This is a genomic window from Sphingomonas sp. ASV193, from assembly GCF_040203355.1.
GTDB lineage: Bacteria > Pseudomonadota > Alphaproteobacteria > Sphingomonadales > Sphingomonadaceae > Sphingomicrobium.
Map to the genome: position 1 here is coordinate 343,281 of NZ_JBEHBW010000001.1, position 24,610 is coordinate 367,890.

At 68.5% G+C, this 24,610-nt stretch carries 22 protein-coding genes and 1 tRNA gene; 6 read left to right on the forward strand and 17 right to left on the reverse strand.

Annotated features, from left to right (window positions below):
* Nucleotides 1–8: 8 nt before the first annotated feature.
* Both hfq and hflX read left to right on the forward strand, forming a co-directional pair.
* A complete protein-coding gene (hfq, locus tag ABDK56_RS01870) occupies nucleotides 9–509 on the forward strand; it encodes an RNA chaperone Hfq (RefSeq protein ID WP_349806366.1) in 501 nt (166 codons plus the stop codon).
* The gene (gene hflX / locus ABDK56_RS01875; protein ID WP_349806807.1) at nucleotides 506–1,804 is read left to right on the forward strand and encodes a GTPase HflX; all 1,299 of its coding nucleotides are present in this window, start codon (nucleotides 506–508) and stop codon (nucleotides 1,802–1,804) included. Before hfq ends, hflX begins: the two co-directional genes overlap by 4 nt.
* Here the strand turns inward: hflX and mazG are convergent.
* The 9 genes from mazG to ABDK56_RS01920 all read right to left on the reverse strand — a co-directional run bounded on the left by mazG (nucleotide 1,789) and on the right by ABDK56_RS01920 (nucleotide 10,239).
* Nucleotides 1,789–2,583, reverse strand: a complete 795-nt coding sequence (gene mazG, locus ABDK56_RS01880) for a nucleoside triphosphate pyrophosphohydrolase (protein ID WP_349806367.1) — start codon at nucleotides 2,581–2,583, stop codon at nucleotides 1,789–1,791. The genes hflX and mazG overlap by 16 nt on opposite strands.
* A 55-nt stretch (nucleotides 2,584–2,638) precedes the next feature.
* Nucleotides 2,639–3,232 (reverse strand): retropepsin-like aspartic protease family protein, encoded by a 594-nt coding sequence (locus tag ABDK56_RS01885; protein ID WP_349806368.1) that lies wholly within the window; start codon nucleotides 3,230–3,232, stop codon nucleotides 2,639–2,641.
* Nucleotides 3,229–3,996 (reverse strand): MBL fold metallo-hydrolase, encoded by a 768-nt coding sequence (locus tag ABDK56_RS01890; RefSeq protein WP_349806369.1) that lies wholly within the window; start codon nucleotides 3,994–3,996, stop codon nucleotides 3,229–3,231. Before ABDK56_RS01890 ends, ABDK56_RS01885 begins: the two co-directional genes overlap by 4 nt.
* Entirely contained in the window at nucleotides 3,993–4,769 is a 777-nt protein-coding gene (locus ABDK56_RS01895; protein ID WP_349806370.1) for a TatD family hydrolase, read from the reverse strand. The genes ABDK56_RS01890 and ABDK56_RS01895 overlap by 4 nt, the downstream gene beginning before the upstream one ends.
* Nucleotides 4,769–6,274: a methionine--tRNA ligase gene (metG, locus tag ABDK56_RS01900; protein ID WP_349806371.1), complete on the reverse strand. Its 1,506-nt coding sequence runs from the start codon at nucleotides 6,272–6,274 to the stop codon at nucleotides 4,769–4,771. The genes ABDK56_RS01895 and metG overlap by 1 nt, the downstream gene beginning before the upstream one ends.
* 93 nt (nucleotides 6,275–6,367) lie before the next feature.
* Nucleotides 6,368–7,333: a DNA polymerase III subunit delta' gene (locus tag ABDK56_RS01905; protein WP_349806372.1), complete on the reverse strand. Its 966-nt coding sequence runs from the start codon at nucleotides 7,331–7,333 to the stop codon at nucleotides 6,368–6,370.
* The gene (tmk, locus tag ABDK56_RS01910) at nucleotides 7,330–7,959 is read right to left on the reverse strand and encodes a dTMP kinase (RefSeq protein WP_349806373.1); all 630 of its coding nucleotides are present in this window, start codon (nucleotides 7,957–7,959) and stop codon (nucleotides 7,330–7,332) included. The genes ABDK56_RS01905 and tmk overlap by 4 nt, the downstream gene beginning before the upstream one ends.
* Complete coding sequence (locus ABDK56_RS01915) at nucleotides 7,959–9,137, reverse strand: D-alanyl-D-alanine carboxypeptidase family protein (protein WP_349806374.1); 1,179 nt, start codon at nucleotides 9,135–9,137, stop codon at nucleotides 7,959–7,961. Before ABDK56_RS01915 ends, tmk begins: the two co-directional genes overlap by 1 nt.
* Nucleotides 9,138–9,174: 37 nt before the next feature.
* On the reverse strand, nucleotides 9,175–10,239 hold the full coding sequence (locus ABDK56_RS01920; protein WP_349806375.1) for a lytic murein transglycosylase: 1,065 nt from the start codon (nucleotides 10,237–10,239) through the stop codon (nucleotides 9,175–9,177).
* A 109-nt stretch (nucleotides 10,240–10,348) separates the two neighbouring features.
* On the opposite strand from ABDK56_RS01920, the gene ABDK56_RS01925 reads away from it, so the two are divergent.
* A tRNA-Ser gene (locus ABDK56_RS01925) sits at nucleotides 10,349–10,438 on the forward strand.
* 2 nt (nucleotides 10,439–10,440) lie between these two features.
* On the opposite strand, the gene ABDK56_RS01930 is transcribed toward ABDK56_RS01925, so the two are convergent.
* Both ABDK56_RS01930 and ABDK56_RS01935 read right to left on the reverse strand, forming a co-directional pair.
* Complete coding sequence (locus tag ABDK56_RS01930; RefSeq protein WP_349806376.1) at nucleotides 10,441–12,018, reverse strand: sensor histidine kinase; 1,578 nt, start codon at nucleotides 12,016–12,018, stop codon at nucleotides 10,441–10,443.
* Between the two features lie 172 nt (nucleotides 12,019–12,190).
* Nucleotides 12,191–13,414, reverse strand: a complete 1,224-nt coding sequence (locus tag ABDK56_RS01935) for a hypothetical protein (RefSeq protein WP_349806377.1) — start codon at nucleotides 13,412–13,414, stop codon at nucleotides 12,191–12,193.
* 289 nt (nucleotides 13,415–13,703) lie between these two features.
* On the opposite strand from ABDK56_RS01935, the gene gyrA reads away from it, so the two are divergent.
* The gene (gyrA, locus tag ABDK56_RS01940; RefSeq protein WP_349806378.1) at nucleotides 13,704–16,466 is read left to right on the forward strand and encodes a DNA gyrase subunit A; all 2,763 of its coding nucleotides are present in this window, start codon (nucleotides 13,704–13,706) and stop codon (nucleotides 16,464–16,466) included.
* Here the strand turns inward: gyrA and ABDK56_RS01945 are convergent.
* Nucleotides 16,463–17,452: a sensor domain-containing diguanylate cyclase gene (locus ABDK56_RS01945; protein WP_349806379.1), complete on the reverse strand. Its 990-nt coding sequence runs from the start codon at nucleotides 17,450–17,452 to the stop codon at nucleotides 16,463–16,465. The two genes, gyrA and ABDK56_RS01945, sit on opposite strands and share 4 nt — an antisense overlap.
* A gap of 124 nt (nucleotides 17,453–17,576) precedes the next feature.
* On the opposite strand from ABDK56_RS01945, the gene trmFO reads away from it, so the two are divergent.
* Entirely contained in the window at nucleotides 17,577–18,947 is a 1,371-nt protein-coding gene (gene trmFO / locus ABDK56_RS01950) for a methylenetetrahydrofolate--tRNA-(uracil(54)-C(5))-methyltransferase (FADH(2)-oxidizing) TrmFO (protein ID WP_349806380.1), read from the forward strand.
* Between the two features lie 40 nt (nucleotides 18,948–18,987).
* Complete coding sequence (locus ABDK56_RS01955) at nucleotides 18,988–20,829, forward strand: ABC-F family ATP-binding cassette domain-containing protein (protein WP_349806381.1); 1,842 nt, start codon at nucleotides 18,988–18,990, stop codon at nucleotides 20,827–20,829.
* On the opposite strand, the gene ABDK56_RS01960 is transcribed toward ABDK56_RS01955, so the two are convergent.
* The 5 genes from ABDK56_RS01960 to ABDK56_RS01980 form a co-directional block, all read right to left on the reverse strand.
* Nucleotides 20,826–21,734: a glycoside hydrolase family protein gene (locus tag ABDK56_RS01960; protein ID WP_349806382.1), complete on the reverse strand. Its 909-nt coding sequence runs from the start codon at nucleotides 21,732–21,734 to the stop codon at nucleotides 20,826–20,828. The two genes, ABDK56_RS01955 and ABDK56_RS01960, sit on opposite strands and share 4 nt — an antisense overlap.
* Nucleotides 21,731–22,507 carry an SDR family NAD(P)-dependent oxidoreductase gene (locus ABDK56_RS01965; protein ID WP_349806383.1) on the reverse strand — a complete coding sequence of 259 codons (777 nt, stop codon included), beginning with the start codon at nucleotides 22,505–22,507 and terminating at the stop codon, nucleotides 21,731–21,733. Before ABDK56_RS01965 ends, ABDK56_RS01960 begins: the two co-directional genes overlap by 4 nt.
* Entirely contained in the window at nucleotides 22,504–23,394 is an 891-nt protein-coding gene (locus tag ABDK56_RS01970; protein WP_349806384.1) for an aldose 1-epimerase family protein, read from the reverse strand. The genes ABDK56_RS01965 and ABDK56_RS01970 overlap by 4 nt, the downstream gene beginning before the upstream one ends.
* Before the next feature lie 36 nt (nucleotides 23,395–23,430).
* Nucleotides 23,431–23,913 (reverse strand): EF-hand domain-containing protein, encoded by a 483-nt coding sequence (locus ABDK56_RS01975; protein ID WP_349806385.1) that lies wholly within the window; start codon nucleotides 23,911–23,913, stop codon nucleotides 23,431–23,433.
* Nucleotides 23,914–23,988: 75 nt separating this feature from the next.
* Nucleotides 23,989–24,597 carry a hypothetical protein gene (locus ABDK56_RS01980; RefSeq protein ID WP_349806386.1) on the reverse strand — a complete coding sequence of 203 codons (609 nt, stop codon included), beginning with the start codon at nucleotides 24,595–24,597 and terminating at the stop codon, nucleotides 23,989–23,991.
* Between the last annotated feature and the right edge of the window lie 13 nt (nucleotides 24,598–24,610).

Below are 24,610 nucleotides of genomic sequence, written 5' to 3' on the forward strand. Positions count from 1 at the left end.
TTACAACAATGGCTGATAAAGCGCCGTCTTTGCAGGATCATTTCCTGAACGAATGCCGCAAGGCCAAGGTGCCGGTGACGGTCTTCCTGGTCAAGGGCGTGAAGCTCCAGGGGGTCATCACCTGGTTCGATACCTTTTCCCTGCTCCTTAGGCGCGAGGGGACCTCGCAGCTGATCTTCAAGCATAGCATCTCGACGATCATGCCGCCCGCGCTGCCGCCGCCTCCGCCCGAGGGGCCGGCGCCCAAGGTCCGGCCGTCGCTCCAGGACCGTTTCCTCGCCGCTGCCGAGGCGCAGGCCGAGCCGATGACGATCTTTCTCGTCAACGGCGTGATGCTCCAGGGTACCGTCGCCGCGCACGACCAGTTCGTGCTGCTGCTGACCCGCGGGCCGCAGGGGCAACTGGTTTACAAGCATGCGGTGTCGACCATGCAGCCGGGCCAACCGCTCGACCTCGGGCAGGCCGATGACGCCGCCCAGGATGGCGGTACCACGGAGGTCGGCGGCTGAGCCTGTTCAATCGCCAGGAAGAGGACGGGATTGCGCGCGGCGAACGGGCGCTGGTCGTGCTTCCAGCGCTCGACGGCGACGCTAGCCTACGCTCGGCCGATGCCCGTCTCGACGAGGCTGCAGGGCTGGCCGAGGCGATCGGGCTCGACGTCGTCGCGCGCCGCGCCTTTCGAGTCCGCCAGATCCGCCCGGCGACCTTGTTCGGCAAGGGGCAGGCGGAGGAGATCGGCGAGCTTGCCGAGGGCGCGAAGGCGGGGCTGGTGGTCGTCGACGCGGCCCTGACCCCGGTCCAGCAGAAGTCGCTCGAGGACGTCACCAAGTGCAAGGTGATCGACCGGACCGGGCTGATCCTCGAGATTTTCGGCGAACGAGCGGCGACCGCCGAGGGCCGGCTGCAGGTCGAACTCGCGCACCTCGACTACCAAGCGGGGCGGCTGGTGCGGTCGTGGACCCACCTCGAACGGCAGCGCGGCGGATTCGGCTTCCTCGGCGGCCCGGGCGAAACCCAGATCGAGGCCGACCGTCGGATGATCCGCGACCGGATGGCGCGGATCCGCCGCGAACTCGACCAGGTGACGCGCACTCGCGGGCTTCACCGCGGGCGGCGCCAGAAAGCCCCATGGCCGGTGATCGCGCTCGTCGGCTATACGAATGCCGGCAAGTCGACGCTGTTCAACCGCCTGACGCGCGCGTCGGTGATGGCCGAGAACCTGCTCTTCGCGACGCTCGATCCGACGATGCGCGAAGTGAAGATCCCCGGGTTCGACAAGGCGATCCTCAGCGACACGGTCGGCTTCGTCTCGGCCTTGCCGACCGAGCTGATCGCCGCCTTCCGCGCGACGCTGGAAGAAGTGCAGTCGGCCGATCTCATCCTCCACGTCCGCGACCTGTCGCACCCCGACAGCGACGCGCAGGCGGCCGACGTGGCGGCGGTTCTGACCAGCCTCGGTCTCGACGAGCCTGGCAGCCCGCCGCGCCTCGAGGTCTGGAACAAGATCGACCGGCTCGAAGCCGCCGACCGCGCGGCAGTCGAGGCCGAAGCGGCGCGCCGCGACGACGTCATCGCCATCTCCGCGCTCGAGGGCTGGGGTCTCGACGCCTTGCGCGAAACGGTCGGAACGCGGCTCCAGGCGGGCGCCGAGGTTCGCCAACTGACCATCGCGGCGGAGGAGGGGGGCAAGCTCGCCTGGCTGCATGCCCGCGGGCAGGTCCTTCGCCAGCAGGTCGACGGCGCGAATATCGATCTCGCGGTGCGGCTCAGCCCCGAGAATTGGGCGCGCTACGAGGCGCTCTGACGCTCGCTTCGCTTGACGCGCTGCCACAAGGCTTCCTTGGCATCGAGGACGAGATCGACGAAACCGGGTTCCTCCTCGATCGCGCGAAAGCGCCGCTCGAACTTCGCATTCGCCCTGCGCAGCGCCTCTTCGGGATCGACCTTGAGAAACCGTGCGAAGTTGACCACGGCGAACAGCAGGTCGCCGACTTCTTCCTCCAGCTCCTCGGGCGGCGCAGCGGCAATCTCGTCGAGTTCCTCGCGGATCTTGTCGCGCGGTCCGTCGATCGTCGGCCAGTCGAAGCCCGTCCGGGCCGCGCGCTTCTGCAGCTTGGCGGCGCGTTCGAGCGCGGGCAGCGCCAGCGCGACCCCGGCGAGCGCGCTGCGGTCGGGGTTCTTGGCGCGCTCCTCGGCCTTGATCTGCTCCCAGAGATGATGCCCGCCGTCCTTGGCTTCGCCGAAGATGTGCGGGTGGCGCCGCTCAAGCTTGTTCGAGATGGCGTCGAACGTGTCGGCGAGCGTGAAATGACCGGCTTCCTCGGCCATGACCGCGTGGAATACGACCTGGAGCTGGAGATCGCCGAGTTCATCGCGCAGGTCGTCGAGATCGCCGCGCTGGATCGCGTCGGCGACCTCATAGGCTTCTTCGATCGTGTAGGGCGCGATGGTGGCGAAGTTTTGCACGCTGTCCCATTCGCAGCCGGTGACCGGATCGCGCAGCCGCCGCATGATCGCGACAAGCCGGGCGAGCGATCTCGCGTTGCGCTCGTCATCGCTCGGAGAAGCTTCGAAATCCGCCATAAACCTCCTCACCCGCCAATCTGATAATATGTATTATGTAAATATTGGCTATGTGTCAGCTGCGCATGACCAGCCATCGCCCCTCGACCGTCCAGCTGTCGAGCGACGACAGGAAATTCATCCCGAGCACATTCATGTCGTCGCCGTCAGCGACATGCAGCCCGACATCGGCACGCTCGATCGACGCGATGCGAAGCGTATCGGCCTGGCCGGTCGCGACGCGGATCACGCCGTTGCCGGTCTTCACCAGCTGGTCGCGCTGGCGCGACACGGCGACCCCGGCCTCGTTCGCGACCGACCGGTCGATCGTCGTCATCGTCGCGCCGCTGTCGATGAGGAACTTGACCGGATGACCGTTGACCAGTCCGTTGACCCAGAAATGGCCGTCGATCGACATCGGGACCCGCACTTCGTGCCCGGCGGACGTGACGATCGGCGCTCCAGTCGCCTCGGCCTTCAACCGCGCGCCGACGTAGGCGAGATTGTCGCGGAACGAAAAGAGCACGAACCCCGCGCCGAAGATGACGATCCACGCGAGCGCCATCTTGAGCAAGCGGGCGAACGGCTCGCGCCGGCTCATCAGCGAACCGAGCACGAGCATCGCTGCCATCAGCAGATAGAGACTTCCGAGCATCACGTCGTTGGTCACCAGCCGATCTCCAGCCCGTCGTGCGCCGGCACCGCCCAGTCGGGGAATTCGGCGCACAGCGTCGCATAATCCATGCTGTTGTCGAGATGGGTCAGGACCAGTGAACCGACGCTGAGTTCGCGCGCCCAACCGATCACTGCGTCTAGGTGCGCATGGGTCGGGTGCGGTCGACGACGCAGGCAGTCGCAGATCCAGATATCCGTGCCTTGGTAGAGCGTTGCCATTTCCTCGGTTAAGTCGTGGAAATCGATAGCATAGACCGCCGAGCGTCCGTCCTCGTCGAACCGGATGCCGAGCGACGTTATCCCCCCATGCGGCTGGTCGACGAACCGCAGCGTCGCCTCGCCGAGCGCAAACTGCTCCGGAACGACGATCGCTTCAAGCACCGCGGGATAGACCGGCGGCGTCCCCGAAAAGGCGTAGCCGAACCGGGTGGTCAGCCCGTCGATCGTCTCCTGCCGCGCCATCAGCGGCACCGGATGCCCGAGCGCATGGGCGACCTGCCGCAGATCGTCGATCCCGTGGCAATGATCGGCATGGTCATGGGTGACGATCACCCGGTCGACCCGGTCGCGCCGGGCGGCGATCATCTGTTCGCGCAGGTCGGGCCCGCAATCGATCAGCAGGGTCTCGCCGTGGCTTTCGGCCAGCATCGACGCGCGGAGTCGCCGATTTCGTGTCTCGCCAGGGTCGCACGCGCCCCAGTCGGGACCGATCCGCGGCACGCCGGACGAGGTCCCGCAGCCGAGGATTCGAAACTTCACGCGCTCGCTTTATCGAACAAGGTGAAGAAGTTGTCCGTCGTGCTTCGCGCCAACTCTTCAAGAGCGATCCCGCGCAGGGCGGCGACGAACGCGGCAGTGTCGGCGACGAACGCCGGTTCGCACTTCTTGCCCCGATGCGGCACGGGCGCGAGAAACGGCGAATCGGTTTCGACCAGCAGCCGGTCGGCGGGAACGGTCTTCGCGGTCGCCTGAAGGTCGGCGGCATTCTTGAAGGTCACGATCCCCGACAGCGAGATGTAGAAACCCTGTTCGAGGGCGACGTCGGCGAGCGCCTGCGAGCCGGTGAAGCAGTGGAGCACCCCCCTCACCCCGCCCTTCCCCACTTCGCGGACGATCATCTCGGCGGTATCGTCCTCGGCATCGCGGGTGTGGACGACCAGCGGCAGCCCGGTGTCGCGCGCGGCATCGATATGCGCCTGGAATCGCTCGCGCTGCGCGGCCCGGTCCGACTTGTCGTAATAATAGTCGAGTCCGCACTCGCCGATCGCGATGACGCGCGGATGCGCCGCCGCCTCGACCAGCGCCGCGGCGCCGAGATCGGGGTGCGCATCGGCCTCGTGCGGATGCACGCCCACGGTGGCCCACACGTCGGGTTCGATCTCGGCGACCGAAATGACGTCATGCCATTCCTTTTGCCGGGTCGAGATGTTGAGGAATCCGCCGATCCCGCGCGCCCGTGCGGCCGACAGCACCTCGTCGCGGCGTTCGGCCAGCCCCTCGTAATTGAGGTGGCAGTGGCTGTCGATCAACATCAGGCAGCGTCCTCGACCGCGATCTCGAGCCGCGGGAAGATCGGGGTCGGTTGCGCAATCGCCTGGTCGCCGTCGCCCTCGGCGATGAACCCCAGCAGGCGCTCGGCCGATGCCGGCACGACAGGCTGGATCGCCTTCGCCAGCCGACGCACCGCCTCGACGAGCGTGCCGAGCACCGCCGCCATCCGCGCCGGGTCGGTCTTCTTCAGCGCCCACGGCGCCTGCTCGTCGACATAGGCGTTCGCCGCGAACACGGCGCGCATCCACACGTCGATCCCGGCCGCGAAGGCGAAACGATCGAATTCCTCGGCCAGCCCGGCACAGCCGCGGTCGACCTCCGCAAGGAGCGCCCGGTCGGCATCGGCTTCACCCGGCGGCGGAAGAATGCCGTCCAGATTCTTGAGAACCATCGACAGGCTTCGCTGCGCGAGATTGCCGAAGCTGTTCGCCAGCTCGGCGTTGCACCGCGTCACGAGCGACTCCTCGCCGACCCCGCCGTCCTGCCCGAAGGTCACTTCGCGGAGCAAATAATAGCGGAGCGCGTCGACCCCGTAGCGTTCGGCCATCGCCAGCGGTGCGACGGTATTGCCGAGGCTCTTCGACATTTTCTCGCCGCCGCGCGCGAGCAGGTGGCCATGACCGTAGACCATCTTGGGCAAGGCAAGGTCCGCAGACATCAGGAAGGCCGGCCAGTAGACCGCGTGGAATCGCACCACGTCCTTGCCGATCAGGTGACAGTCCGCCGGCCAATATTTCTCGTACAGCGCCCCGCCGCCGGGATATCCCACCCCGGTAAGGTAATTGGTCAGCGCGTCGAGCCAGACGTACATCACGTGATTGTCGCTGCCCGGCACCGGGATGCCCCAGTCGAAGCTGGTGCGCGAGACGCTGAGATCCTTCAGCCCGCCTTCGACGAAGCGGAGCACCTCGTTCCGACGGCTCTCGGGCTGGATGAAGCCAGGGTTGGCGGCATAATGGTCGAGCAGCGGCTGCTGGTACGCCGACAGGCGGAAGAACCAGCTTTCCTCGACCGTCCATTCGACCGGTGTTCCTTGCGGCGAGCGTTTCGCCCCGTCCTCGCCGACGACCAGCTCGTCCTCGTCGTAATAGGCCTCGTCGCGCACCGAGTACCAGCCCTCGTAGCGGTCGAGGTAGAGGTCGCCCCTCGCCTCCATCGCCCGCCAGATGGCGGCCGAGGCGGCGTAATGATCGGGATCGGTGGTGCGAATGAAACGGTCGTACGACACATCAAGCCGGTCGCACATCGCCTTGAACTTGCCTGACATTTCATCGGCAAGCTGCTTCGGCTCGAGCCCCCGGGCGCGCGCCGCCTGCGCCATTTTCAGCCCATGTTCGTCGGTGCCGGTCAGGAAGAAGACTTCGCGACCCTGCGCGCGGCGGAAACGCGCCATCACGTCGGCGGCGATCGCTTCGTAGGCATGGCCGATGTGCGGTTCGCCGTTGGGGTAGCTGATCGCGGTCGAGATATAATAGGGGTCGGGCATCGGCTTCGCCCTAGAGCCTGATCGTTCGCGATGGAAGCGCGTCGCGTGTCCAAAGCGGGCCTGACACTAGCGCGCGGCGAGGGCCGCCTCCCCTTACCCGTTCGGCGACAGCGAGGCGAGCAGTCCGCCGAGCTGGAACACGGTAAATGCCGGGTCGAGCGACAGCCGCGGCGCGATAGCCGCCGTCTCGCGCGCCTTGGCATAGGCGTCAAGCGCGCGCTGACGCCGCCGCCCGCCCGTCTGCCGCGCTTCCCGCGCGAGCAGCGCGGGGACCATCGCCAGGAAGGCGGCATAACGGTCGGCGGCGGCTTTCGCCCCGAGCTCCGACGCGAGCTTCGATCGGCGCGAGTTGGTCGGGTCGCCATCGCTCATGATCGCTCGCGCCGCCGCCTCGAGCGGGCCGAGATCGAGGTTCGCCGCTTCCAGCGCGCGCCCCGGACTTCCGCCCGAAAGCGTGACGAGCGCGCTTACCCGGTCTGGCTTTTCGTCGGGAAACCAGCGGTTTAGCAATGACGTCATGGCGTTGTCCGCAAGCGGGTCGAGGTCGAGCCGGCGACATCGCGAGCGGATCGTAGGCAGCAATCGGCCGGGCGCATGGCTCACGAGCAGGAACAATGTGTTGGCCGGCGGCTCCTCGAGCATTTTGAGCAGCGCGTTCGCCGCCGACGCCTCGAGATCGTCGATCGAATCGATCAGGATCGCGCGCCACGGCGACATCGACGGGGTCACGCTGAGCATCTCGCCGAGCCCGCGCACCTGGTCGACGCTGATATTGCGCGCCAGCCCGCCGCGATCGCGTTCGAGCCGCTCAAGCTGGCGATAGTCGGGATGGCTCCCCGCCGCGACAAGTCGCGCGGTCGGGTGGTCGGCCTCTACCTCGATCCCCGGCATGATCGGCCTCGGGCCCGCCGCCTCGGCCAGCACACGGAGCGCCGCGGCCCGGGCGAAGCTCGCCTTGCCGACCCCGCGCGGCCCGGCGACCAGCCACGCATGGTGCATCCGCCGCGACGCCCACGCGGCGAGCCACGAGTCGATCGCCCTGTCGTGACCGACGATCATCCGATCAGATCGCCCAACGCATACAGCAGGCGCGCGGTAACCGTCGCCGGCGACCCGCTGGCATCGACCAACCTGACCCGGTCGGGCTCGCGCGCCGCCAGCACCCGGAACCCCGCGTCGACCGCGGCGTGATAGCTTGGCGGCCGCGACCCGATGCGGTCGCCGGCATGACCGTCGCGGACCCGCGCCCGCGCGCCCGCCTCGTCCTCGGCGAGCTGGAGCACGAGCGTCCGGTCGGGCAGGAAGTCGAGGCTCCCGAACCGGTGCAGGTCGCGCACCGCGTCGATCCCGAGCCCGCCCGCCTCGCCCTGGTACGCGAGGCTCGAATCGAGGAAGCGGTCGGACAGCACCCATTCGCCACGCCCGAGCGCGGGTTTGATCGTCGTCTCGATATGGTCGGATCGCGCGGCGGCGAACAGCAACGCCTCGGCGCGCGGATTCCAGCGGGTGTCATCGCCTTCGAGGAGCAGCTTGCGGATCGCCTCCGCGCCCTGGCTGCCGCCGGGCTCGCGGGTGACGACGACCGAAATCCCGCGACCGCGCAACGCCTCGGCAAGCGCGGCGAGCTGGGTCGACTTGCCGACCCCCTCCCCGCCCTCGAGGCTGATCAAGCGGCCGCGGCGCATCAGGCCATGCCGAACAGCGACTTGAGCCCCGCCCAGACGCGCCCGAAGAAGCCGGCCTTGCCGACGTCCTCGCCCGCCACCAGCGGCATCACCTGTTCGCCGGTGTCGGGCGAGGTGACGATCAGGTCGGCGATATGCTGGCCCTTGGCGATCGGCGCGGCGACGGGGCCCTGGTAACGGATCTTCATCGCCGTCGGCTTCGAGGTCAGGCCGGCGGGAATGGTGAGCGCAAGGTCGCGCGGTGCGACCAAGGGAACGCTGCTGCTGCCCCCCATCTGGACCTGCGCCGAACCGACCGTCGCCCCCGCCTTGAACAGCGGCTTGGTCGACCAGGCATTGAACCCCCACTGCATCAGCTTGACCGATTCTTGGACCCGCATGTCCCAGCTCGACATCCCCGCGAGCACTTCGATCAGGCGCCGCCCGTTCTGCTCGGCCGAGCCGGTGAAGCCATAGCCGGCCTCCTCGGTATGCCCGGTCTTGAGCCCGTCCGCGCCCGGGACCTTGCCGAGGATCGGGTTGCGGTTGTCCTGCTTGATGTCCGCGCCCGCGCCCATCGTCTTGCCCCAGGTGAAGCTCGTCTGCCCATAGAACTGCTTGTAGAGCTTGGGATGATGCTCGATCTCGGCTCGGGCCAGCGTCGCGAGATCGCGCGCGGTGACATAGGTCACGCCCCCGTCGGGCCAGCCGTTGGCAGTGCCGAAGTGCGAATTCTTCAGCCCCAGCTTGGCGGCATAATCGTTCATCTGGTTGACGAAGGCAGGCTCGGTCCCGGCGATGCATTCGGACAGCACCACCGCCGCGTCGTTGCCCGACAGGGTAATGATCCCGTGGAGCAAGTTCTCGACGCTGACCTGCTCGTTCGGCGAAAGGAACATGGTCGAGCCCGCAGCGGGCCCGTGCCACTTCTGCCACGTCTCGGGACGCACCGTGCACATCTTGTTCAGCGGAAGCTGGCCGCTGTCGATCAGCTCGAAGGCGACGTCGGTGGTCATCATCTTGGCCATCGACGCCGGCGGCATCCTGAGGTCGGCGTTCTTGGCGTAGAGCACCGCGCCCGACGAGAGGTCGATCAGGAAGGCGACGTTCGCCGGCGTCTCGAACGGCGGCGGGGCCGCCGCGGCGACAGCGGTGAGGGCGAGGACGGCAGTGGCGGCAAGCAACGTCAGGCGGGTCATGGGAACAGCGAAACTCCGATCGTGGTGAACGCCCGTCCTAGCGCCGCTCGATCAGGTCGGCCAGCAATCCGACTGACAGCGCGTAAAAATTCGAGCAGTTGTAGTCGAGGATGACCCGGTAATTGTGGCTCAGCAGGTACGCGGTCGCCCCCGGCCCATCGGGCTCGAGCAGGCTGAGCTGTTCGTCCTCGCGGATTCCCTTAGTGCCGTAGAGCGGGGCGATACCGAGCGCGCGCCATTCGCGCAGCGTCAGCCAGCGGCTGTGGCGCGCATAGACCTGCGGGCAGCGCGGCGCGACCACCCGCGACTTGATCGCATAGCGGTTGAGCCGGTCGGGCACCGACACTGCAATTCCCCAGTGCACGCCCCGTTTCCACCCGGCATTGGCGAGATAGGCGCCGATCGAAGCGAGCCCGTCCGAGCGGCTGGTCCACACGTTGGCGCGTCCGTCGCCATCGCCGTCGCGCGCGATCCTGAGGATGGTCGAGGGCATGAACTGAGGATAGCCGGTGGCGCCCGCCCAGCTGCCCTTGAGCTGGTAGCGGGGCACGCCGCGGTCGATCAGCTTGAGCGCGGCGACGAACTCGGCCTCGAAGAAGCCGCGCCGCCGGCCGTCATAGGCCAGCGTCGCCAGCGCCTGCGGCAGGTCGAAGCTGCCGGTAATCCGGCCATAGCTGGTCTCGTGCCCGAAGATCGCGAGCATTACCCCGGGATCGACCCCGGTATCGGCCGAGATCGCCTGCATCTGCGGATAGATCGCCGAATAGAGCGCGCGCCCGCGATCGATCAGGTCCTGGCTTACGTGCGCGCGGCGATAGGGCGCGAAGGGCGGAGTCGCGTTGGGATTGCCGACCTGCCCCGGCTGGCCGCGATCGAGCTGGACGACCCGGCTGTTCAAGGCGAGCCCCGGGATCACCGCGGCGATCGTCGCCTCGCCGACCCCTGCGGACCGCGCAAGCTGCGTCAGGCGCGCCTTGTAGCCATCGAACCCGGTCGAGGAAGCGCCCGCATAGGTCGATTGATAGGCCGACGGATAGGATTGCGCAGAAGCCTGGGCCCCGACGGCGACGCACACATACCCGAGCACACGGCTCCACTTCATCCCGACCTCCACTTTCCCGAGGCTAGGGAAGGCGCCCGACAAACGCCACGACTTTCCGTCCTGCCGCTTGCACGGATCGACCCGGCTGGCGTAACCGCGGCGCGATTAAGGAGAGATGGCCGAGTGGTTTAAGGCAGCGGTCTTGAAAACCGCCGTGGGCGCGAGCTCACCGTGGGTTCGAATCCCACTCTCTCCGCCAGTTCAGCCGCGCGTCGGCAGGCGAAGTGCCAACCGATCGGCCCCGACGGCCAGGTCGCCGCCGACCATCTTGGCGAGACCCCTGACCAGCCTAAGCGAGAATCCCGGCCCGACCGGCTCATTGCCCGCGGCGGCGTGAACGCCCGGATCAAGCAGCTCGTCCTCGCTCAGCTCGCGCAGGCCGGCGGGCCGCGTGACGGTCAATTCGGCATGGTTCGACGCGGTGGCGAGCGTCAGCGACAGCATCTCGTCGATCGCGGCATCGACCATTGCGCCGAGAAAACGGGTAAGCATCCGCTCGGCAAGTTCGGGTGAGAGCGGGCAACGGATCGCGATGTTAACGGCCTGGTGGCGGACAGACACGCCGCGCCGCGCCGCGCCGCTCGCCAGCGCGCCGACCACGGCGGGGACCAGCGCGCCAAGATCGCTTCCCGCCCCGGCGTCTAGCCGCCCCGATTTCAGGCGAGCGGCGACGTCGAGATCCTCGACCGCGCGCATCAATTCGCGCGCATCGCCGAGGATCGCCGAGGCGCGCTCACGATAGCGGCGATGGGCTGGCCCCATCAACTGGCCGTCGATGATCTCGGCGAACCCCATGATCGCGTTCAGCGGCGTGCGAATTTCGTGAATCGTCTCGCGTAGCGACTCGACCGTCTCGCTTCCCCCGCGCGCGTCGGGCGCCGTCCCCGGCGGCGGCGCATCGATCCGCCGCGCAATCCCGCGATAGCCGATAAACCGCCCGTCGCCGGGTGCAAAGGCCGGGGCGCCGCTGACCCGCCAATCGCCTTCGAACGGTTCGCCCGCGGCCAGCGGCATCTCGGCGAACGGCGCCCGGCGGGCGACCAGTTCGCGGCATCGCTCGTCGAGCAATGCCTCCGCTGGATGGCCGGTAATCGCCCGACCGATCAACGCCGCGCGGGGCGCGCCCTCGACCCAGCTGACCGAGCCAAGCGCGTCGCTTTCCCAGCGGAACATCGCCAGCTCGACGTGGCGGGGTGATGCGACCGCCGGCATCGGGGGTTCCAGGTCCGGCGTCGCATTAACGGCTCGGCGGCTGCTCTCGGCCCCCTGCGGGTTCGGCGGATCGGCTTGCACCGACGGCTCCGCGATTGGACCAGTCGCCTCGAGATGCGTCGTTTCGGAAACATCGTCCTTAAGCGGCTCGACAAGCTCGAGCGCGTCCTCATCGGGCGCGCGCCCCGCCGGGCCGTCGAGCGCGAAGACGAACCGGCGAACCTCGTCGCTCGCATTGGCATCGACCTCGGCGCGGGCGGCGCGGTCGAGCGTCGCCCCCGCGAGCAATGGCGCGGCCACCTCGAGCCGGTCCGACGCGAACAGTCCGATCAGCTGGGGGTCGAGCGGCCGCCCGGCGATCGAGCGCGCGGTCGCGGCGCGGACCGGATCGGGAACATGGCGTCGGTCGTCGCGCGCCGCATCGATGGCGCGTTTGAGCAATTCAGGGTCGCTGTCTCCCCTCGCCCGCGACAACAGGTCGACGAGCTGTCGCCAGCGAACGGCCCGGTCGCGCGGATCGGCGACCGGGCTGTCGAGAACGGTTTTCAGGCGGTCGTCGAAACGCACGGCAAACATCTTCCCCCAACGAAGCTTGCCGGAACATGAGCCACGCACGCGCGGCGGCGACAGGGCGAAGCGGTTAACCGTCCTTTAATGGAACATAGGTGTCCTCGGAATCAAGAAGGGCGCCGGCTCATCGCCGACGCCCCGCTTGTTCATCGCGCTAGTGCGAGAAGATTCAGCCGCGCTGGCCGAGCCAGATCAGCCAGAACTTCGCGAGGTCGGCCTTCGGCCCGGTGACCGCCTGGAACGCCGCCTTCGCCCCGGCAGTGTCGCCCGACATGGCCAGCGCCTCGCCGAGCTTCAGGTTCGCGGTCGCGCTGTCCGCGCCCGGCTTGGTCGCGGCGATCCGGAACAGTTCGGCCGCCTTGGCATAATCGCCGGTCCCGTAAAGCCGCTCGCCGACATTGAGCGCAACCTGACCGCTCGCCGCTGTCCGCGCCGCCGCCGCCGACGCCGCCAGCCCGGCGATTTCACCCGGCGCGCGCTGACGCGCCTCGACCACGACCGGCGAGGTCGGCTTCACCAGGTTCGCAGCAACACCCTCGGCGAGCACCGCCTTGGCCTCGTTCGCATAGCCCTTGCCGAGCAGGAGGTTGGCGAAATTGGCATAGTCGCCCTCCGCGGTAAGGCCCTTGGTCGCCCGCTCGAGCCGGTAGACGTCGATCAGCGCGGTCGCGTCGAGCCCCGCCGCGCCCGCATAGATCTGGAGCGTGTCGTGCCAGTTCGACGGGGTCGGATAGGCCGACACCCAGTCGACCGTAAGCGGGACCACCGCGGGCGACTTGGCGCGGTAGGCATCGGCCACGGCCTGCGCCAGCCACTCCTGCTTGAGCGTCGCGCCCTTGGCTCGAAGCGCGAAGGCGCGTTGGTAGAGGGCGATTGCCGCGGCGGAGTCGTTCATTTTCGCCTTTGCCCCGGCAGCGAAGACCAGTGGCTCGGGGTCGTTCGGGTTGAGCTGGCTGGCCTGCATGAACGAGGCATAGGCGCCGGCGTAGTTTTTCGAATTATACTGGTTGGCGCCGATGTTCGCGACGACGGGCGCGAACAGGGTGCCGTTCGCCGCGCCGCTTCCTAGCGCGCGCGTGACCGCGGCCGAAGCGGCGGTAAAATCGTTGGCCTGGCCCGCCGCCTGCAGCTCGAGCTGGCCGAGCGTGCAGATGTCGGCCGGCGCCTTGGCCTTCGCCTGCGCGGCGGCGTCGGCGGTGGCGATCTTGGCCGCGTCCTTGGTCGCGATCGCGGCCTGGAAATCGGCTAGGGCCGGGCGGGCGCCAGCCGAGAGCGCCCCGTTGCAGGCCATCGGCTGCGCGGTCGCGGCGGGTGCCGGCGCCGCCGACGCGCCCGTCGCCCCGGCAATCAGCGCAAGCGCGGCGCCGAACGTCGCGGAAGTGAGGGTTCGCATGCTTGTCGTCTCCTGTCGTCGGCCCGCCTCGGCGAACCGTTGGGAATGGAAGTGGCAGGGCCTTAAGCCTCCCCCTGCCGATGTGCCAGCGGCCCTGGCGTCGATGCCCTGAACCGCCGTTTAACCGCGTGGTTCCTTCCCTCGTGCTACCGCCCGGATAGCGCGCTTTTTCCGCGCCCGCGCCCGGGCGCGAGGGGTGGCGCCGCCGCGCTCGCTGCGCTAGGCTCGAACCACGCCGGGGGGCGCTCGCCGAGTCCCGGTTTTCGTAGCAACAGCATCAGGAATCTTCGTGGCGACCGAGCCTCCCGCCGACACAGCCGCAAGCGGCGACATCGCCCCCATCTCCATCGTCGAGGAGATGAAGACCAGCTATCTCGACTATGCGATGAGCGTCATCGTCAGCCGCGCGCTGCCCGACGTGCGCGACGGGCTCAAGCCGGTCCACCGCCGCATCCTCTTCTCGGCAAGCGAGAACGGCTTCACCTTCAACAAGCCCTATCGCAAGTCGGCACGCATCGTCGGCGACGTCATCGGTAAATATCACCCGCACGGCGACAGCGCGATCTACGACGCGCTCGCGCGGATGACCCAGGACTGGTCGATGCGCGTGCCGCTAATCGACGGCCAGGGGAATTTCGGCTCGATGGACCCCGATCCGCCCGCCGCGATGCGCTATACCGAGGCACGGCTCGCCAAGGTCACCGGTTTCCTGCTCGGCGACCTCGACAAGGACACGGTCAACTTCCAGCCCAACTACGACGCGTCGGAGAGCGAGCCGCAGGTCCTCCCCGCGCGCTTCCCCAACATCCTCGTCAACGGCGCGGGCGGGATCGCGGTCGGCATGGCGACCAACATCCCGCCGCACAACCTCGGCGAAGTGCTCTCCGCCTGCCGCGCCTACATGGACGACGCCGCGGTCAGCAACGAAGCGCTGATGGAGCACGTCAAGGGGCCCGACTTTCCCACCGGCGCCACCATCCTCGGCACCAGCGGGATCCGCTCGGCCTATACCACCGGGCGCGGCTCGATCCTCCAGCGCAGCCGCTACACGGTCGAGGAAGGCCGTGGCGACCGGCGTTCGATCGTGCTCACCGAAATCCCCTACCAGGTCGGCAAGTCGGGGCTGGTCGAAAAGATCGCCGAGGCCGCCAAGGACAAGCGGATCGAGGGCGTCAGCGACATTCGCGATGAATCGAACCGCGAGGGCGTGCGGATCGTCATCGACCTGAAGCGCGACGCGACCCCCGAGGTCGTCCTGAACCAGCTGTGGCGCCACACCCCGGCGCAGTCGAGCTTCCCGGCCAACATGCTCGCAATCCGCGGCGGCCGGCCCGAGACGCTGACTCTGCGCGACATCATCGAAAGCTTCGTCAAATTCCGCGAAGAGGTCATTACCCGCCGCTCGAAGTATGAGCTGGCGAAGGCGCGCGAGCGGGCACACCTGTTGCTGGGCCTGGTCGTCGCGGTCACGAATCTCGACGAGGTGGTCAAGCTGATCCGCGGCTCGGCGAGCCCGGCCGAGGCGCGCGAGAAGCTGCTCGCCCGCGAATGGCCCGGCGCCGAGGTTCGCCCCTACATCCAGCTGGTCGAAGCGGTCGAGCCGCAGGCCGGGGCGGAGACCTACAAGCTCAGCGAAGCGCAGGTGAAGGGCATCCTCGACCTTCGCCTCCACCGCCTCACCGCGCTCGGCCGCGACGAGATCGGCAGCGAGCTCGAGGGGCTGGCGACCAATATCGCCGAGCTGCTCGAAATCCTCGGCAACCGTGCGCGCCTCTACGAGGTGATGCGCGCCGAGTTCGACGAGGTGGAAGGCGAGTTCGCCACCCCGCGCAAGACCGACATCGCTCCCGCCGCCGACGGGATCGAGGACGAGGATCTGATCGAGCAGGAAGACATGGTCGTTACCGTGACCATGACCGGCTATATCAAGCGCACCCCGCTCGCGCTGTTCCGAGAACAGAAGCGCGGCGGCAAGGGCCGCTCGGGCATGTCGACCAAGGACGAGGACATCGTCACCGAGCTGTTCGTCACCTCGACCCACAACCCGGTACTGTTCTTCACCAACGTCGGCCGCGTCTACCGGATGAAGGTTTGGCGCCTGCCCGAAGGCGGGCCGAACACCAAGGGCCGGCCGATGATCAACCTGCTGCCGCTCAGCGCCGGCGAGACGGTCACCACCGTCCTGCCGCTGCCGCAGGACGAGGCCGAGTGGGCGAACCTCCACATCATGTTCGCCACCGCGCGCGGCACGGTGCGCCGCAATTCGATGGACGCCTTCACCAACATCCCGTCGAACGGCAAGATCGCGATGAAGTTCGGCACCGCCGAGGATGGCGAGGAGGACGGCCTCGACCGGCTGATCGGGGTCAGCCTGCTGACCGAAGAGGACGACGTCCTGCTCGCCACGCGCGGCGGCAAGGCGATCCGGTTCAAGTCGACCGACGTCCGCGAATTCCAGAGCCGCGCCTCGATGGGCGTGCGCGGGGTGCGCCTCGCCGACGACGACCAGGTCATCTCGATGTCGATCCTGCGCCGCGCGGGCACCACCGCCGAGGAGCGCGAGGCCTATCTCAAGAGCCCTAGGTGGCGCGACCGCGCGGGGGCTGACGGCCTCACCCCCGAGCGTTACGCCGAGATCGCCGAAAAGGAGCAGTTCCTGCTCACGATCACCGAGAACGGCTACGGGAAACGCAGCTCGACCTATGAATATCGCCGCACCAATCGCGGCGGTCAGGGGATCATCAACATCGTTACCTCGGCGCGCAACGGCGGTGTCGTCGCCAGCTTCCCGGTCCGCCCGGGCCAGTCGCTGATGCTGGTCACCGACCAGGGCAAGATGATCCGCACCACGGTCGGCGACATCCGCATCGCAGGGCGCAACACGCAGGGCGTCACCGTCTTCAACGTCGCCAATAACGAGCGGGTCGTCTCGGTCGCGCGGATCGACGAGAGCGAGGAAGAGGAAATCGAGGTCGAGAACGACGGCAAGCTCGCCCCCGACACCGGCGCGACGGTCGGCGAGGACGAACTCGGCAAGCCGGTCGACGACTAGGCGGCCTCGGGGAGCTCCCCGGCCATTACCGTTCGGTTCCGCCCGCCACGCTTGGCGGCGTAGAGCGCCTCATCGGCGGCGGCGAGCCACCCGTCGACATCGTCGGCCTCGTCGCTGCTCGCGACCCCGAGGCTGACGGTGACGAGCGGGAGTCCCTCGACCTGCATCGACGCGATCGCGGTGCGGAATCGCTCGGCGCAGCGTCGCGCATCGTCGCGATCGCAATCGGGGAGAAGCACGGCGAACTCCTCGCCGCCGATTCGCCCGACGACGTCGCCGTGGCGCAGTTGCTCCGTCAGCGCCGCGACGATCGCGCGGAGCACCTTGTCGCCGCAGCCGTGGCCGAAGCGGTCGTTGATCGCCTTGAAATGATCGGCATCGAGGACGACCAGCGCCGCGGGACTGCCCCCGCCGCGCGACCGCCGCAGGACCGCGCCCGCCCGGTCGCTGAAGGCGCGCCGGGTCGCCGCCCCGGTCAGGAAATCGGCGTGGGCGATCGTTCGAAGTTCCATCTGTTCGACCACCAGCGCGGCGAAGCGCTTGAGCAAGTAGCTTTCCTCGGCCGAAAAGCTGCGCGGCTGGCGGTCGATCACGCACAGCGCGCCGACGTTATAACCGTCGGGCGTGGTCAGCGGCGCGCCTGCGTAGCTTCGAAAGTGGCGATCGTCGGTGACGAAGGACGAGTCGCGGAACCGGTCGTCGGCGGTCAGGTCGGGGACGACGAACACGTCGCGCCCGCGGATGGTCCGGTCGCACACGGCCTCGGACCGTGGCCCAGCCCCCGTCGAAACACCCGTGGCGGCGACGATGTTCTGGGCGTCCTCGTCGACCAGCGAGACCGTGCACACCGAGGCCCCGAACAGGTCGGCGATCAGGTCGGTGATCTTCTGGAAGCCGCCCCCGTCGTCTAGGGAGCGCAGGCGATAGCGGTCCAGCGCGGCCAGCCGGCCCGCCTCGTCGTGTAGCAATTTGTCGTCGTGGATCACGCGGATGTGACCTTCATCAGATTCGGCAGCATGCGAATTATACGGATAATGTTAACGCGGCTTTACGGGAAGGTCCGCTCCGTCTTCGTGGACTTGCACGCGGGCCGTTGGTAGCGGCGCGCGAATGGATCATGATCTCCACATTATCGGCGGCGGGCTCGCCGGGTCGGAAGCCGCGTGGCAAGTCGCCGAGGCGGGGCTTTCCGTTCGCCTGAGCGAGATGCGCGGAGCCAATTTGCCGGATGGGGGCGACAGCACCCCGGCGCACGAAACCGACCGGCTGGCCGAAATGGTCTGCTCGAACAGTTTTCGCTCGGACGACGCGACCAGCAACGCGGTCGGGCTGATCCACCAGGAAATGCGCCGCATGGGCTCGCTCGTCATGGCCTGCGCCGACGCGCATCGCGTCCCCGCCGGCTCGGCGCTCGCGGTCGACCGCGACGCCTTCGCGGCGGAGGTAACTGCCCGGCTGGCCGCCCACCCGAAGGTCACGCTCGTTCGCGAACGGATCGACGACCTCCCGCCGAGCGGATCGACGATCGTCGCTACCGGCCCGCTTACCGCGCCCGGCCTCGCCGACGCGATCGCCCGCGCGACCGGGGCCGACGCGCTCGCCTTCTTCGACGCGATCGCCCCGATCGTTCACCGCGACAGCATCGACATGGGCGTCTGCTGGATGGCGGCGCGCTGGGACAAGGGCGGCAAGGACTACATCAACTGCCCGCTGACCCGGGAGCAGTACGAAGCCTTCGTCGCGGCGCTCAATGCCGGCGAGAAGACCGAGTTCAAGGAGTGGGAAAAGGACACCCCCTATTTCGAGGGTTGCATGCCGGTCGAGGTGATGGCCGAGCGCGGGGTCGAAACGCTCCGCTATGGCCCGATGAGGGGCGTCGGCCTCGACAATCCGCACAGCGCGACGCCCGAACATCCAAACGGACGCTGGCCCTATGCCTGCGTCCAGCTTCGACAGGACAATGCGCTCGGCACGCTGTGGAACATGGTCGGTTTCCAGACCAAGCTCAAACATGCCGAACAGGTGCGCATCTTCCGCACCATCCCCGGTCTCGAAAAGGCCGAATTCGCGCGGCTCGGCGGGATCCACCGCAACAGCTTCATCAAGTCGCCGATCCTGCTCGACCGCGAGCTGCGATTGAAGGCGATGCCGCACATCCGTTTCGCCGGGCAGATCACCGGTTGCGAAGGCTATGTCGAAAGCGCCGCGATCGGGCTGCTCGCGGCGCGCTTCGCGATCGCCGAGGCGCGGAGCCGTCCACTCCCCCCGCCCCCGCCCGAAACCGCGCTCGGCGCACTGCTCGAGCACATTACCGGCGGCGCCGACGCCGACAGCTACCAGCCGATGAACGTCAATTTCGGGCTGATGCCGCCGCTCAATGGGCCCAAGGTGAAGAAGGGGGATCGCAAGCGCGCCTACACCGACCGCGCCCGCGCCGCGTTCGGCGAGTGGCTGGCGAGCCAGGCGCTCGAGCCCGCCTGACGCCTCGCCAGCGCGGCGATTGCCTGCTAGGGGCCCGCCCATGCTCACCGTCAACGCCATCACGGTCCGCCTCGGCGGGCGGACCATCCTCGACCGCGCCTCGGCCACCATCGTGCCCGGCGCGAAGGTCGGGCTGATCGGGCGCAACGGCGCGGGCAAGTCGACGCTGATGAAGGTCATCATCGGCCAGCTCGAGGCCGACGAGGGCGAGATCGAGATGCCCAAGAAGACCCGGCTCGGCTATATCGCGCAGGACGCGCCGAGCGGGACCCAGACGCCGTTCGAAGCGGTGCTCGCCGCCGATACCGAGCGCGCCGCGCTGCTCGCCGAGGCCGAAACCTGCGAAGACCACGACCGGCTCGGCCACGTTTACGACCGGCTGCTGGCGATCGACGCCTACACCGCCGACGCGCGCGCGGCGCGGATCCTGATCGGGCTCGGCTTCGACGAGGAGATGCAGGCGCAGCCGCTCGACAGCTTCTCGGGCGGGTGGAAGATGCGCGTCGCGCTCGCCGCGCTGCTCTTCTCGGCGCCCGACGTGCTGCTGCTCGACGAGCCGTCGAACCACCTCGACCTCGAAGCGACGCTGTGGCTCGAGAATTTTCTCAAGAGCTATGCCGGCACGCTGCTGATCATCAGCCACGAACGGGACCTGCTCAACAACGTCGTCGACACGATTCTTCACCTCGAACGCGGCAAGATCGCGGTCTATTCGGGCAATTACGACGGGTTCGAGAAGCAGCGCGCCGAACGCGCCGCGCAGCTCGCCGCCGCCCGCGCCAGCCAGGAGGCGCAGCGCGCCCGGCTTCAGGATTATGTCGCGCGCAACTCGGCGCGCGCCTCGACCGCCAAGCAGGCGCAGAGCCGCGCAAAGATGCTCGCCAAGATGCAGCCGATCGCCGCGCTGGTCGACGATCCCAGCCTCAGCTTCGCCTTTCCCAGCCCGAGCGAGCTTCGCCCTCCGCTGATTACGCTCGACATGGCCGCGGTCGGCTATGGCGACACCCCGATCCTGTCGCGCCTCAACCTCAGGATCGACCCCGACGACCGGATCGCGCTGCTCGGCCGCAACGGCAACGGCAAGACCACGCTCGCCCGCCTCCTCGCCGCGCAGCTGCCGGCGATGGATGGATCGCTCCACGCCAGCGGCAAGATGAAGGTCGGGTACTTCACCCAGTACCAGGTCGAGGAGCTCGACGGCGACGACACCCCGCTCCAGCACATGAGCCGGCAGATGAGCGGCGCTACTCCGGCGGCGGTGCGCGCCCAGCTCGGCCGGTTCGGCTTTTCGGGCGACAAGGCGACCACGCTGGTCGGCAAGCTGTCGGGCGGTGAGCGCGCGCGGCTTGCGCTCGCGCTGATTACCCGCGACGCGCCGCACCTGCTGATCCTCGACGAGCCGACCAACCACCTCGACGTCGACGCGCGCGAGGCGCTGGTGCAGGCGCTCAACGATTATGACGGCGCGGTCATCCTGATCAGCCACGACCGGCACATGGTCGAGCTGACCGCCGACCGCCTCGTGCTGGTCGATGGCGGGCGTGCGGTCGATTACACCGGCAGCATCGAGGACTATATCGCCTTCATCCTCGGCCGCGGCGCCAAGCCCGAGGCGAAGCCGGCGAAGAAGTCCGAGGCGCAGACTCTGAAACAGGCGGTGTCCAAGGACGAGCAGAAGGCGCTGCGAAAGGCCGCGGCCGAGGCCGAAAGGGCCAGCGCCCGGCTCGCCGCCGAATGCGAGGCGCTCGACCGCCAGCTCGCCGAAGCCACGGGCAACGCGGTCGCCGACCTGTCGCGCCGCCGCTCGAAGCTTGCCGCCGACCTCGCCGACGCCGAAGCCACGTGGCTCGACGCGAGCGAGCGGCTCGAAGCCGCCGCCTAGCCGGCGAAGCGCCGCACCAGCGCGCGCTGCAGCTCCTTGTCGCCGACCGAATAGTAGAGCCAGTTGTCGCGCCCGCCCGCGGACACCGCCGAGGCGGCGAAGGCGATGTCGGGCAGCGCCCGTTCGGGCTGCGGCGGCGGCGTGATCAGCGGCATGACGCAACGATCGACCACCTCGGTGCAATCGGCGTTGAACGCGACCCAGCCGATCCGCCAGCGCGCGTCGCGGGTCGCACCATTGTAGAGCATCACCGGCATCGAGGGATCGTCGCCGAGCATCGGCCCGGTCGACAGGTGCCACCCGTCCCATGCGCCCTCGCGCGGGGCGAACGGCTGCGGCTGCTCATGCCAAGGTCCAGCCACCCCGTCGCCGAGCGCCAGCCCGACCAGCGAGGCCTCGTCGCGCGCATATTCGTAGAACAGACGCCACCGCCCGGCGGGAGTGCGAGCAACGGTCGCCTCCTTGGTATTACCCTCGGTCTTGGACGAGGCGAGCGCGATCCCGCGCTTGACCAGGTCGTGTGGCCCCGTGCCGGTGGCGTAGAACATCTGGCCGCCACTGCGGGCGACGTCGACCCCGGTGTAGTAGACGATCCACTGTCCATCCTCGATCACCAGCGTCGGATCCTCGACCCCGCCGCCGTCGCTCGGGTCAGGTCCGGGCGCGATCGCGGGCTCCGTATCCATCGTGAAATGGACGCCGTCCTCGCTCACTCCGTACCAGACCTGCCCGGTATCGGAAGAATAGGCCGGGTCGCGCGGCACTCCGCGGACCAGCATCCCGAACTTACCGTCGCCGATCGCCCAGACATAGGGGCTCATCAGGTCGCGCTCGGCCAGTTCGCCGCTCGCCGACACCGTGACCGGCTCGACCGCTTCGACGGCGAAGTCGACGACGTCGCTCACGCGCCCTGCCCCAGTTGGAGCGAAAGCCCGCCGTCGATCGTCAGGATCGCGCCCGTGATGTAGGCGGCCTGGTCGCTGGCGAGATAGGCGACCAGACTGGCGACTTCGGTGGCGGTGCCCGCGCGCTGCGCCGGGATATTGTGTTCAAGGCTTTGCCGATAGGCCACGTCGTCGACCGCTTTCTCGTTCATCGGAGTTAGAATCATCCCCGGGGCAATGGCATTGACGGTGATCCCGCGTGCCGCGACCTCGAGCGACAGCACTTGGGTCAGATTGTCGAGCGCACCCTTGGCGGCGCAATAATCCGCGGCGCCCGCGCGCATCGCGAAACCGTGGATCGAGCTGACGTTGATGATCCGACCCGCCATCGGGGTCTTGGCGAGCTCGCGCACCAGCCGCCGGGAGGTGAGGAACGCCCCGTCGAGGTCGGCGCCGAACATCCTTTTCCACTGGTCGAACCCCATTTTCTCGACCGCGACCCCCGACTGGTTGATCCCGGCCGAATTGACCAGCACCGAGGGCACGCCGAGCGCGGCAATGGCCTGGTCGAACGCCGCCTCGACGCTCGCCTCGGCAGAGACGTCGCATTGGATCGCCACCGCTCTGCCTCCCGCCTGCTCGACCGCGGCGACCGTCTTCGCTGCCGCGTCGCCGTCGCGGAAATAGAGCACCGCGAGGTCGTGGCCCGCCGCCGCGAGCGCCGCCGCGGACGCCGCTCCGATTCCGGATTCGGCGCCGGTCACCAGCGCCACCTTTCGCGATCCTTCGGTCATCGGCTTTCGTCCTCCAGCGTGATGGTCATCGTCGCCCGCCAGGTCGCGCCCGGGTCGAGCCGCATGATCCCGGGCTTCTCGTCGAACTCGCCTTCGAACCCGTGCGGATCTGCATAGCCGTGCCACGGCTCGATGCAGACATAGCCGGCCCCCGGCTTGGTCCAGACGCCGAGATCGGGAAAACCGGGGAAATCGACCCTCAGCCGCGGCCCTTGGTCGGCGCCGTAGGTGACCGAGCGGCTTTCAAGTCCGAGGAACAGCAATGCGTCGTCTTCAAACAAGGCATCGCGAAGAATGAGCTCGCGCCCGTCGATCGGGGTGGGCTCGGTGCGTGCGAGCAGTCCGTCGCGTCCGATGCGGTGCACCGCCTCGGGCTCGTCGCGCGCGAAGAGAATACGGTGGTCGGAGCGCGGCTGCCCGAACGGCAGGGGCCATCGAAGCGCGGGGTGGAAGCCGAACGAAAAGGGCAAGGGCTCGTCGCCCGGATTGTCGACGCGCGCGGTGACCGACAGCGACGCGCCTTCGACAGCGAAGATCAGGCGAAGCGCGAAATCGAACGGATATTGGGCGCGGCTCTCGGCATCGGCGGCCAGCACCAGCGTAACCGCGGCGTCCGACGCCGCCTCGACGGCGAATCGCCGCCGCCGGGCGAAGCCGTGCTTTTCCATCCGATAGGTCTCGCCGCGCCAGCGCAGACGGTCGTCGTTCAGCCTCCCGACGATGGGGAAGAGGATCGGCGCGCGCCCGGTCCAAAAGGCGGGGTCGCCGTCCCACTGCAGGTTGCGTCCCTGCGGGTCGCGCAGCCACCACAGCTCGGCGCCTATCGGGTTGACCGCCGCGCTGAGCCCGCCCGGCGCCCTGATGATGATCGGTTCGGTCCCCGGCATTGCCCTGCTGAATGCCTCAGCGGGCCATGGGTTGCCTCATTCCTGCGCGTCGGGGACGATTGGGGCGGGCTGGCACGCGCAGCTTGGCTTCTTGGCGCGGTGCTTGGGCGCGGTAGTGGCATATTCGGCGCGGTTGAGCTGGCCGTTCCCGTCGGCGTCGGCGGTCTTGAACTTGGTGATCGTCCGCACCGCCCATTCCTCGAAGCTCAGCTTGCCGTCATGGTCGAGATCGAGCTTCGCGAACGCCTTTCGCCGCGGGTCGACCAGTTCGGGCAGGGTCACCATCCCGTCCTTGTTCTTGTCGGCGCGGTCGAAGCGTTTCTGCTCCTTCGACTTGGGATCGGCCGACGGGGCGGTCCCGATCGCCGCGAGATGGATCGGCGCGTCCTGCTGTTCGGCGGGCGCGCGGGCGACCGGCGCGGGCGGCAGCGCGGTTGTCGCCGCGCGGCCGTTCCACAGCATGAATCCGCCGGTGGCGAGACAAAGTGAGGCGAGACCGCCAGCGACGAACTGCTTCATGGCGACAAGGCCCCCAAGCGACATCGATCCGGCAACGCCGAGGCTAGGACCGAAGCCGAGGCGAATCAATCCGGTTTAGAGCCGACCGGTCCAGCGATGGCGAAGCAGCGTCCACGCCCGCCCAGGAGTCGCCTCGGGTTCGTACGGCGGACCGCCGCGCCGAATGTCGCGTGCCGCAAGTGCCGCCAGCGCGGTCAGCGGCCTTGCCCGCTTCGGCGCCGGGGGCGCGCTCGGCAAGGTCGCCTGCCGAAGCGCAACCTGGCCGAGCCGCGCCGCCTGAACCGCGGCGAACAGCCGGCCCGGCGCGGCGACATCGGCGTCGCTGCCGAGCAGGCGCGCCCCGATTACAAACAGCCGCTGCCCGCGCCGCGCAATCCGGGTGAAGTCGGGATGCTCGTCGAGCAGCGCCGCCCAGCCGTCCTCTAGCCCGGCCAGCGCGTCCCCGCTCACCCCGCGCGGGAGCAGCTCGGTCGCTGCCGCGCGCAGCCGCGGTTCGGCTGGAGGATCCGCGCGGTCGAGCCGTTCAAGCGCCTCGCGCCACCACGCCAGTCGCACCGCGCCGAGCGCGGGCTGGGTCGAGCTCGCGACGATCGCGGCGAGCGCGTCGTCGATCGCGAACAGCGCGTCGAACGCCGGGCGCAGCTCGAAAGGCCAGTAGAGCCTGACGAGATCGCGGTCGCTCACCCGCGGACTGCCG

Bases quoted from the DNA above. Each gene is read 5' to 3' on its own strand.
- ABDK56_RS01935 (WP_349806377.1), bottom strand. From the start codon at position 13,414: ATGCGAACCCTCACTTCCGCGACGTTCGGCGCCGCGCTTGCGCTGATT.
- ABDK56_RS01920 (WP_349806375.1), bottom strand. From the start codon at position 10,239: ATGAAGTGGAGCCGTGTGCTCGGGTATGTGTGCGTCGCCGTCGGGGCC.
- ABDK56_RS01975 (WP_349806385.1), bottom strand. From the start codon at position 23,913: ATGAAGCAGTTCGTCGCTGGCGGTCTCGCCTCACTTTGTCTCGCCACC.
- ABDK56_RS01965 (WP_349806383.1), bottom strand. From the start codon at position 22,507: ATGACCGAAGGATCGCGAAAGGTGGCGCTGGTGACCGGCGCCGAATCC.
- metG (WP_349806371.1), bottom strand. From the start codon at position 6,274: ATGCCCGACCCCTATTATATCTCGACCGCGATCAGCTACCCCAACGGC.
- trmFO (WP_349806380.1), top strand. From the start codon at position 17,577: ATGGATCATGATCTCCACATTATCGGCGGCGGGCTCGCCGGGTCGGAA.
- tmk (WP_349806373.1), bottom strand. From the start codon at position 7,959: ATGCGCCGCGGCCGCTTGATCAGCCTCGAGGGCGGGGAGGGGGTCGGC.
- ABDK56_RS01915 (WP_349806374.1), bottom strand. From the start codon at position 9,137: ATGACCCGCCTGACGTTGCTTGCCGCCACTGCCGTCCTCGCCCTCACC.
- ABDK56_RS01955 (WP_349806381.1), top strand. From the start codon at position 18,988: ATGCTCACCGTCAACGCCATCACGGTCCGCCTCGGCGGGCGGACCATC.
- hfq (WP_349806366.1), top strand. From the start codon at position 9: ATGGCTGATAAAGCGCCGTCTTTGCAGGATCATTTCCTGAACGAATGC.
- ABDK56_RS01970 (WP_349806384.1), bottom strand. From the start codon at position 23,394: ATGCCGGGGACCGAACCGATCATCATCAGGGCGCCGGGCGGGCTCAGC.
- ABDK56_RS01905 (WP_349806372.1), bottom strand. From the start codon at position 7,333: ATGATCGTCGGTCACGACAGGGCGATCGACTCGTGGCTCGCCGCGTGG.
- ABDK56_RS01895 (WP_349806370.1), bottom strand. From the start codon at position 4,769: ATGTTGATCGACAGCCACTGCCACCTCAATTACGAGGGGCTGGCCGAA.
- mazG (WP_349806367.1), bottom strand. From the start codon at position 2,583: ATGGCGGATTTCGAAGCTTCTCCGAGCGATGACGAGCGCAACGCGAGA.